15 protein-coding genes are annotated in these 9,079 nt (G+C 39.6%); all 15 read right to left on the reverse strand.

Features of this window, described 5'->3' with window-relative positions; genetic code table 11:
• Positions 1–162: 162 nt before the first annotated feature.
• The gene (locus tag V7K53_RS25035) at positions 163–1,323 is read right to left on the reverse strand and encodes a PD-(D/E)XK nuclease family protein (RefSeq protein WP_335200229.1); all 1,161 of its coding nucleotides are present in this window, start codon (positions 1,321–1,323) and stop codon (positions 163–165) included.
• A 254-nt stretch (positions 1,324–1,577) separates the two neighbouring features.
• Complete coding sequence (locus V7K53_RS25040) at positions 1,578–2,120, reverse strand: (2Fe-2S) ferredoxin domain-containing protein (RefSeq protein ID WP_335200230.1); 543 nt, start codon at positions 2,118–2,120, stop codon at positions 1,578–1,580.
• A gap of 103 nt (positions 2,121–2,223) precedes the next feature.
• A complete protein-coding gene (gene nifT / locus V7K53_RS25045; RefSeq protein WP_114083693.1) occupies positions 2,224–2,427 on the reverse strand; it encodes a putative nitrogen fixation protein NifT in 204 nt (67 codons plus the stop codon).
• Complete coding sequence (locus V7K53_RS25050) at positions 2,402–2,689, reverse strand: nitrogen fixation protein NifZ (protein WP_069070441.1); 288 nt, start codon at positions 2,687–2,689, stop codon at positions 2,402–2,404. The genes nifT and V7K53_RS25050 overlap by 26 nt, the downstream gene beginning before the upstream one ends.
• Positions 2,676–3,809 carry a homocitrate synthase gene (gene nifV / locus V7K53_RS25055; protein WP_334717829.1) on the reverse strand — a complete coding sequence of 378 codons (1,134 nt, stop codon included), beginning with the start codon at positions 3,807–3,809 and terminating at the stop codon, positions 2,676–2,678. Before nifV ends, V7K53_RS25050 begins: the two co-directional genes overlap by 14 nt.
• A 371-nt stretch (positions 3,810–4,180) precedes the next feature.
• Entirely contained in the window at positions 4,181–4,378 is a 198-nt protein-coding gene (locus tag V7K53_RS25060) for a DUF2949 domain-containing protein (RefSeq protein ID WP_094349915.1), read from the reverse strand.
• 305 nt (positions 4,379–4,683) lie between these two features.
• Positions 4,684–4,914, reverse strand: a complete 231-nt coding sequence (locus V7K53_RS25065; protein ID WP_292816153.1) for an Asr1405/Asl0597 family protein — start codon at positions 4,912–4,914, stop codon at positions 4,684–4,686.
• A 97-nt stretch (positions 4,915–5,011) separates the two neighbouring features.
• Positions 5,012–5,752, reverse strand: coding sequence for a serine O-acetyltransferase (gene cysE / locus V7K53_RS25070; RefSeq protein ID WP_335200231.1), 741 nt, complete (start codon positions 5,750–5,752; stop codon positions 5,012–5,014).
• A 569-nt stretch (positions 5,753–6,321) separates the two neighbouring features.
• On the reverse strand, positions 6,322–6,600 hold the full coding sequence (locus V7K53_RS25075; RefSeq protein ID WP_335200232.1) for a hypothetical protein: 279 nt from the start codon (positions 6,598–6,600) through the stop codon (positions 6,322–6,324).
• A 285-nt stretch (positions 6,601–6,885) separates the two neighbouring features.
• Positions 6,886–7,362 carry a hypothetical protein gene (locus V7K53_RS25080; protein ID WP_335200233.1) on the reverse strand — a complete coding sequence of 159 codons (477 nt, stop codon included), beginning with the start codon at positions 7,360–7,362 and terminating at the stop codon, positions 6,886–6,888.
• A gap of 90 nt (positions 7,363–7,452) precedes the next feature.
• Positions 7,453–7,893 (reverse strand): HNH endonuclease, encoded by a 441-nt coding sequence (locus tag V7K53_RS25085; RefSeq protein ID WP_335200234.1) that lies wholly within the window; start codon positions 7,891–7,893, stop codon positions 7,453–7,455.
• Positions 7,894–7,902: 9 nt separating this feature from the next.
• On the reverse strand, positions 7,903–8,157 hold the full coding sequence (locus V7K53_RS25090) for a hypothetical protein (protein WP_335200235.1): 255 nt from the start codon (positions 8,155–8,157) through the stop codon (positions 7,903–7,905).
• A 25-nt stretch (positions 8,158–8,182) separates the two neighbouring features.
• The gene (locus V7K53_RS25095; protein ID WP_104898437.1) at positions 8,183–8,407 is read right to left on the reverse strand and encodes a type II toxin-antitoxin system HicB family antitoxin; all 225 of its coding nucleotides are present in this window, start codon (positions 8,405–8,407) and stop codon (positions 8,183–8,185) included.
• The gene (locus V7K53_RS25100) at positions 8,404–8,628 is read right to left on the reverse strand and encodes a type II toxin-antitoxin system HicA family toxin (protein ID WP_335200236.1); all 225 of its coding nucleotides are present in this window, start codon (positions 8,626–8,628) and stop codon (positions 8,404–8,406) included. The genes V7K53_RS25095 and V7K53_RS25100 overlap by 4 nt, the downstream gene beginning before the upstream one ends.
• A 15-nt stretch (positions 8,629–8,643) precedes the next feature.
• A partial coding sequence (locus V7K53_RS25105) for a HEAT repeat domain-containing protein (protein WP_335200237.1) occupies positions 8,644–9,079 on the reverse strand: 436 nt, incomplete at its 5' end.

Raw genomic sequence — 9,079 nt, forward strand, 5'->3', positions numbered from 1 at the left:
TTGTAATTCTACATCCATTGCCCTGCTTACCTTCCAGAGTTTTTTCTTTTAATCCTTTTATTCAGAATACTCGGAAAGTGACAGAAGAGGGATAGCAGTGGTAAGGCTCATAACAACTACGATAATACAGAGTTATTTTTATCTTAATATAGCTATAGCTAATTAAACTTCTGCGATGGAAGATGGTGAGGTATCTGGATCTTCTTCTTTATCAGTTTCTGTAACTGTTTCTATACTTACACCCTTCCAAGGAAAGTTAAAATCTGGCTGAATATTTTTGAGTTCATTAATGGATTTTAAGAAGAAATCTTTAATAGCAGATAACTGGTTTTCTTGAGATAAAAACTCTTGTAGGCTTTTTCGATAAAAAATAGCTGAACAATCTGGCAAGATGGTTAAATTATCAGGAGTCCATATATTAGGCTGATCGTTAATTACTTTGTGCATGGATTCAATAATTTTTGGGCGTTCTACAAAATTACCGTAAACCTCTAAACATATACCTAGATATGGATATTCCGTAAAATTATCTGGATTTAAATTAAAATATCCAAGACCACACCAAAAATTATCGCCTGAAAACTTAGTATAGATAATATATCTACTGTACCATCTCCATTGAGTCATACTTGTACTTGCTATTGGCTTGATCAGACCTCCAAAAGCTAGCTTGAATTTTTGCTGTACTTCTTCGTTGAGAGTTGATTCCATGAGATTGAGAGTTTTCTTAAAATTCACCATTGTCAATAAGTCAACTGATGAAAATTGATTATTCTGAGACATTTTGTTATTCTTCATGAAAATTAATATTTCTTGGGCTAAGATATCAAATGCGCGTTTTTCTAGGAAGCTATAAAAGTGATACCACCTCAATTGGAAGAAATTTACCTTGGATGATAAATCAAGGCAATATTTTTTGAATTCTTCTTTTGGGTCATAATCACGGGTGATGTAAATTAAAATTCGATGTCTGACATTTGGTAAATTACTCAAAATATCAGAATATTTTCTTAAAGCATTATTTCCATCCTTAGCGCCAATTTTTGATTCAATAAATATTACATCTGTATTTAAACCAGTTGAAAGTTCAACCGCAATATCAAGTCTGCTATCATCTGGATGGCTTTCAAGTCCTTTGTGTTCTTGTTGAGTTGAAATCTTGATACTGGAATAATTATCATCACTAATAATTGAGTGATGTTTTAGCCAATCAAGCAAAATATGATTATTCAGGGATAAAAAATAAGCAACTATCTCGGTAAAAAAATCTTCACGCGGTTTGTTTCCTGAATGCAGGTTGAGTAAATTGGTAAATAAAGACATTTATTTTTAACTATTTAAGATATTTGCGGAAAATATATACACAATAATTAGGGTTGTAGTCCTGATGGAACAAGACTACTGGAAATTTTTATAAGTTCTGTATTGTATTTGGTATTACTAACGTTGCAGCAGTTATAACTTAGCCGATCGCAGTTTGCCAAGGGTGCTACACAGACGATACTTACAACAAATAGAGGTAAAAATTTTACCTCTACAAAGTTATGTATTATTTTAAGAAAAGCTAGAGAAGATTATTACTCTGTTAAGTGACTTTCTAGCAAAGATGCGATCGCATCAGGATGAATATTCTTGTATTTCTTTTTACCAAGCTGTAAAACACAGTTGGGAGCGCTGCCACAGCATTTTTGGCAACTTGTATGTTCAATAGTAACTTTGTCTAACAAACCGCGATCGCACAAAGTTTTTTCTAAATCTGATAATAAACCTTTACCACCACGTTTCAGGCAACCGCCCTTTTGACATACCATAATCCTCGCTTTAGGTTGAGGTGGTAAATCTTGCTTTGGACACACATCAATTGGTGTCACCCGATAGGCTTTAATTTTTATTTTACTTGTGCGTGAGTCTATCTCACTATGACCACAAATGCGAAGTTGCTGACCAGGAACTAAGGATGAACTTAGTAAACGACGCAACTCTTTAGGCAGTTTAATTTCCACATTTCCAGACGGAACTGCTAATTGCAAGTATTTATATTTTCCTGGTTCACCACCAACAAAACCTAGTAACTGTCCCTCAAGGTTCAATTCTGATAACGTCAAATACTTGTTACCCATGATTGATATAAAAGTTAGGAGTGGGGAGTTAAAAGTGAAGAGTTAGGAGTGAGGAGTTAGGAGTTAAAATTTATAACTCATAACTCTTAACTCCTAACTATTTTTAAGCGAGGCGTTTAGCTTCTACTGTTTGAGGTAAATTTGCTGTGTCTGGCAAATCACGAAATTCTAATTCCCAACCATTTGCTAGGGTGAGAATTTTGCCATCATTTCCATCGGTTTGTTTGACGACTTCTTCTTCAAGGTCTTTTTTAGCAACATAAACTACTAAAGTGCCGGCATCATTCATCCGTAGCATTACTTTCATGAGATTCCTCAACCGATTCTAGTTCTTTTTTCTTGCAGCCGACGACAAACCCTGTTTCTAAGAAATGCACAGCATATATATAGGAAGTCTGCAAATATGTGCCTATACTCGCTATGTAACCGATATCTCCCTTGTTGACTAAAACTTGGCCGACTTCCTTACCGGGAAAGGTACCATCGTTTTTTAGCAGTTTACGAACTCTGACTTTTTCACCAATTTCAAAAGCGGGTGGCAAGTTTAGTTCTAATTCATCGCGTTGCATGAGAGTACCTCTGTTCTCTGACCAAATTCAACAATTCTTCTGTCGTCAAACTGCGTTTTTTCTGTACCGATTGATGGCGTACTGCATCTAAAACAGATTGGGTTTCTTGAGAGTTCAAGAAAATTCCATGCTGTTCTAGCAAGTTAGCAACTAAATGCCGTCCAGAATGTTTACCTACTACTAAACGCCGTTCCCAACCCACCTCTTCAGGTGCAAATGGTTCATAGGTAATGGGATTTTGCAATACCCCGTGAGCATGGATGCCAGATTCGTGAGCAAAAGTATTTTCGCCAACGATCGCTTTCCAAGGTGGTACATCGGCTCCTGATGCGGCTGCAACTAGTTGAGAAAGTTCCAGCAAACTGGGTGTGTCAATGCCCAAATCAACGCCGTAGATGCGTTTAATTGCCATGACAACTTCTTCTAATGCTGCATTTCCTGCCCTTTCACCTAATCCGTTGACTGTGGTATTCACTGATGATGCTCCAGCTTTGATACCCGCAAGGGCGTTGGCAGTTGCCAGACCAAAATCATTATGCGTGTGGATTTCTAAGGGAATCGTCAACGCAGAAACCAGCCTTTGGACTTTAGTGTAGGTGGTGAAGGGGTCGAGAACTCCCACGGTGTCGCAGAAACGGAAACGAGATGCACCCCATTCTTGGGCATAAAGTGCTACATCTAAGAGGAAGTTTTCATCAGCCCTGGAAGAATCTTCTCCACCAACTGCTACCCAAAGACCTTGATCGAGGGCGAAGTGGATTGAGTCTTTGAGTTTTTGCAAACTTACTCGCCACTGACCATGAAATTTAGTGGCAATTTGGATACCAGAGACGGGAATAGCAATATGCACTCGGTTCAAACCACAGGCGATGGAAGCCTTGATATCTGAGATGACAGCACGGTTCCAGCCCAAGAGTTTTGCTTGTAAACCCAAGTCTGAAATTGCGGCGATCGCACGGGTTTCTTCGTCGCCCATTGCCGGTATACCCACTTCTAATTCCGGTATACCAATAGCATCGAGAAACTTAGCGATCGCTACTTTTTCTTGTAGAGTAAAGGCAACACCTGCTGCTTGTTCGCCATCACGTAATGTAGTGTCATTAATTATGATTTGATTCATTGCAAATATCCCTCTCTTGGAAGTATTCTTAATATCCTTTCCCTCTACAATCCCTCGTGATGGTAAATGCTAAAAATATCACAATTCATAATGTAGGATACATGATCCTTAATTATTGCCCCATTATTAGCATCACATCTGTATGACAGGGAACTAAAACAATGTATAAATTACTAATCGTTTTTACCGATGTCAGTTGAAATGTCTTCGAGTAGCAATGAACTAATATAACTATTAGCAAATCCCGAACAAAGTAATACACAGAAGCCAGCAATTAAGGATGTAATCATCTTCGTAACCTCGTATTTTCTAGTGCATTTTGGTGTAATTTAGGCAGGTAATGGTACTCAACGTTAAGAGGTACAAATTCGCTAACTTTGGTCTGCTAGCCAATCAAAAATTTTTCCTAGCTGCTCCAAATCAACGAAACCATACTGCCAGAGGAGCATCGGTAGCGGGCCATTTTCTAATTCACGGTGTCGCAGAGCTACAGCAATATCGGCATTTGAAAGTTCAAGTTCATTGTGCAAAAAATTGAGTAGTTTTATATCTCTGTTCCGAGTCGCCATAATTGATTGAACTTTCAATTTCTTAATTTGGGAAAAGTTAAAAATTAGAAATTCCAATTTATATTTAGGAATTTCGCCTTTTTAATTGTTGCTATATGTCAGGGAAATTTTAGATTAAGTAGACCCAACAAAATCTAAACCCCGTCTAATCCATCTCAGTCTGCAACAAATTCTGCTAGCGGACAGTAGCTTCAAACTCTAAACCTATTTGAGCTTTGTGCATCTATGAACAAAAAGGATAAAGTCCAGTACTTGCGTCATGAATTCAAGATTAATCGTGCCTAAATTAGGTCTTTTTGAAATAATCATGACTCATCACTGTAATGCCAGCAACGCTCTAGCCATTCTAATAATTCGTGACGAGAAGCGAGAAGTTGCATAACTGTACTACGAATTAGAATTACTTCAAGCAAATTGTTCACTTGCACTCGTAAAGAACCATCAGGGGGACAAGAGCAATTAATTTTTAACTCTTGCAAACGGTGATAGATTCGCCAGCGATCGCTCAAAGGAATCTGCAAAACGTGATTTGTCATTTGTCATTTGTCCTTTGTCAGTTGTCAGTTGTCAGTTGTCAGTTGTCCTTTGTCATTTGCTAATGACCAATACTTCGACTACGCTCAGTACAAGTGACTAATGACTCTTAACGCTTAAAGTTTGCAGTTGTTTTTCGAGTTCTTCAATGCGCGAGAGCAAAGAACGAATCACGGTTGCTTCCACATCGGGTAGCTTTCCATGTTCTAAAGGAGAAAGGCTGGCGCTTTCGTTGCGAGAAATAATTCTGCCGGGAATTCCTACAACAGTGCGATCGCTGGGAACATTCTGCAAGACAACGGAACCTGCGCCAATACGGACGCGATCGCCAATTTGCAGATTACCTAAAACTTTCGCACCCGCCCCAATCACTGCATTTTTGCCGACTGTGGGATGACGCTTACCAGTTTCTTTACCAGTTCCGCCAAGGGTAACGCCCTGATAAATCAGTGTATAGTCGCCCACGATCGCAGTTTCGCCAATGACTACACCCATTCCGTGGTCGATAAACACGCCCTCACCAATCTCTGCACCTGGGTGAATTTCAATTCCCGTCAAAAATCGCCCCAAATGAGAAATTAAACGGGGGATAAAACCGACTCCTCGACAATGTAACCAGTGAGCAAGACGATGCAAACATAGCGCGTGCAATCCAGGGTAGCAAAACACCACTTCTAGCCAATTACGTGCTGCGGGATCGCGCTCAAAAATAATGCGAAAATCACTCAATAATGGCTCAAAAAAAACGCCAGAGAGTAAATTTTTCAGCATGGATGTACGGGCAGAATCCTGCGTTTTGGTACTGGGGGGATCGCTAATACTGTCTAAAGACTGTTGCATCGGTAATGTCTATCTGGTAAATGAGTCATCTGCTATTTTTATGCTTATATCAGGTGACATCCAACTCGATAGAAAACCTAATGCTGATTGGATTTATTGGATTGATTGAGGTTGTACTCAAACGCCAAAACCCCGACTCTAGATAAACTTAAAATTTATCTTGGGGTAGGGGCACTAGTATTTAATGATGGGGGTACTAGTATTTTTGGGGCAGGGGTTAAGAATTTCTGTTCATGCTACAAGAAACCTTACCTGTAAGCATTTGCTAAGATTTTATCAAGATATTTTGCAATATATTAAGCTGTACTCAGATGCACTCAAATATCGATTTGGTAAGGCTATAAATCTATTTTCTGTATATCCTATTACTATTAGTATCTTATTATTTGGATAGGCGAAAGACAGCTTTCTTTATTTTCTTTTAGGATTTGCTGTCTGTATGTATGTATACGTTTCAAAATATAGTTATCGCTCATCGCGACTGTTTTCTTATTATATAGATGTGTGGGAATAGCGATCGCAAAATCTTAGAACAGCAGAATAGGTAAATATTCTCATAGCGCCCCTACTCAAGCAACCTGTAGAGGTGGATTCATCCGGTTCAAATACTCGTCAACGGAGATCAAAGGTGGATTCATCCGGTTCAAATACTCGTTAACGGAGATAAAAGGTGGATTCATCCAGTTCAAATACTCGACGACGGAGATAAAAGGTGGATTCATCCAGTTCAAATACTCGTTAACGGAGATAAAAGGTGGATTCATCCAGTTCAAATACTCGTCAACGGAGATAAAAGGTGGATTCATCCGGTTCAAATACTCGTTAACGGAGATAAAAGGTGGATTCATCCAGTTCAAATACTCGTTGACGGAGATAAAAGGTGGATGAGCAAAATAGGGGCGTACATTTGTACACCCCTACAGTGAATTTATTTATAGCGTTTCTGTGTTGAGTTTAACAAAGACCTAACCCCCAACCCCTTCCCTACAAGGGAAGGGGAGTAAGATTCAAAGCCTCTCTCCTTTTAGGAGAGAGGTTTGGAGAGAGGTCAAAGTGTATTGCGTACAAGCGAGAAGCACTATATCACAAAGATTTTTGAAAAAATATGAGACTCGCCAATGAGTATTAAATTATCAAGAGACGGCAGTTTTAGTAGATTTACCTTTACCAATAGCTTTAAAACGTTCGCCCAACTGTTCAGCGACAGTTTTTAAGCCTGGAGTCTTTTTCGATGCAGTCTTGACATAATCATAAACAGTCAAACTGCTAGTCATAGCTTCACTACCGACAGCCATTAGGGTATCATCTACCTGTTCGGTGAGTTGCTGCATTGAGGTTAAAAGTTCGGTAAGCGCAGCAGCTAATTGATAATCTTGAACCAGTTCCTCAACGTCAAAAGTAGCTGGAAGAATTTCGCGGTTAGACTGAGCAGCAGTAATGCTATTGTTCACAAAGGCTAGGCTTTTATCGCCCATTTTTACCAACTTACGCCGTTCTTCATTGCTAAGAGTAATCAGAAAGGGCATCTTTTTTTGGACTGTCTGTAGCGCGGCTTTAATTTCTTGGATATCTTGTGGCGAAAGGGTGGCTGCAATATTTTGATAGGCCATCGTATATCTACCTTGGGATTTCTAATGGTGAGGTAGCAATAGTTGCTAAGTATATAATTCCCATTGATGGATGCGATCGCACATCATAACTTATTTATTTATCTGTTTTAGCGCTGATGCTGAGGGATACTGACTAGATGCAATCAAAGCTTGTCGTTCTAGAAGCCTTTCATCGCCGTTAAAATCTAAAATGCGTGCGGTAACTTCACCGATATCTGTTTGATGCTGAATTACAGCCTCATCTAGTCGAAAATGATCGCCCCAAAAGTCTCTGCGTGGGTTAAAAAACCGCACAAGTTCGCCAGTTTGCCAATTAATTGACCCCAAATCCGTGCCTTTTTGCAGGTTACAGAAAATACAGGCATAGCAGAGATTATCTGCTGTTGTAGCGCCGCCGTGTTTGACACTGATTATATGGTCAACTTGACAGCTTAAGCCCTCTACTTCTGGATATAAACAATACTCGCATAGATAACCAGCGCGATCGGCAACTAAACGCCTCAGTTCTGCATTGATATATGGACGAGACATTTTGAATACTTACTTAGGGTTAATGTACTGGTGAGCTTTTGCTTTTGCCAACCTCATAATATGCTCTAGCGTGAGGAAATGATCTAACTCTCGCTGGTCACTTCCTGTAAGACCTTCAGTTTTTGCGCGGTAAACGAGATCCTCTAAACGGTCTTTGGCTGCATCCGAGAGCTTGAAATCGATAACACTTTGGGGAGTGGTGCCAGCAGCAATAAACTCTATAATTTCATCGTAGACTTTGGCTGTATTTACAGATGTGTTCATAAGCTACCTCTTTAATTCATAAATTTTATGCAACTTCCAAAGACTTTCCTAGCGTCTTAGGCTCTGGTAGAGTTTCACCGTCAGCCAAAGATGATTCAATCAGCATTTCTAAAACTTCCTGAGCATTTTTAAGAGCGTCTTCGTAAGTCTCTCCGTGAGTGCAAGGCTGCATTATATCCGTAAACTCAGGTAGCGAAACCACATAACATTGGTCTGCCTCTGACCATTGAATCACGATTGTATATTTCATTCTTCTGTCTCCTCGTCTTCTTTAATTTTATTTAGTTCTTCAAGTGCTTCATTGACTTGCTTTTCTAAATAAGGTTTGGCATCGCTACCATCTTTGCCAGCAATGATGATAGCTTGATGCAATTGCGGATGTATCCATTTACTGTGGCTACCCTTTGCAGGTTTATAAGTAAACCCTGCTTGCAGCAACAAGCTTTTGAGTTCTCTGATTTTCTTAGGCATATACTCAGGTTATATTTACCCTTTCCACTGCTTTAACTTTTTCTGAGCAAATTCCCGTATTTGTTTATCTGGGTCATTCTTGGCTCTGTCGCGCAACAGTGGTAAAGTCTGGTCATGCTGAGGAAATTGCTTGATAATTATCTCCAGTGCAATGCGCCGAGGATTGATTTCATAATCTTGCTTGCGCTTAAAGGGGTCATTAACAGCGCATTGGTAGTAAATTTCAAACAACTCAGGCTGATATTTAAAGTATTTAGCTAATTCTTGGACTGCTGCATGTCGCACATCGTTGTCATCATCCTGGGTAGCGCGTTCTTTGAGGATGGATTTGGTGTCGGGGTCATCTTTGAAGTTCTTCGCTAATTCTTGGACTGCTGCACGTCGCACAAAGAAGTGATCATCCTGGGTAGCGCGTTCTTTGAGGATGGATTTGGTGTCGGGGTCATCTTTG

This window comes from Nostoc sp. (assembly GCF_036917355.1).
Lineage (GTDB): Bacteria > Cyanobacteriota > Cyanobacteriia > Cyanobacteriales > Nostocaceae > Nostoc.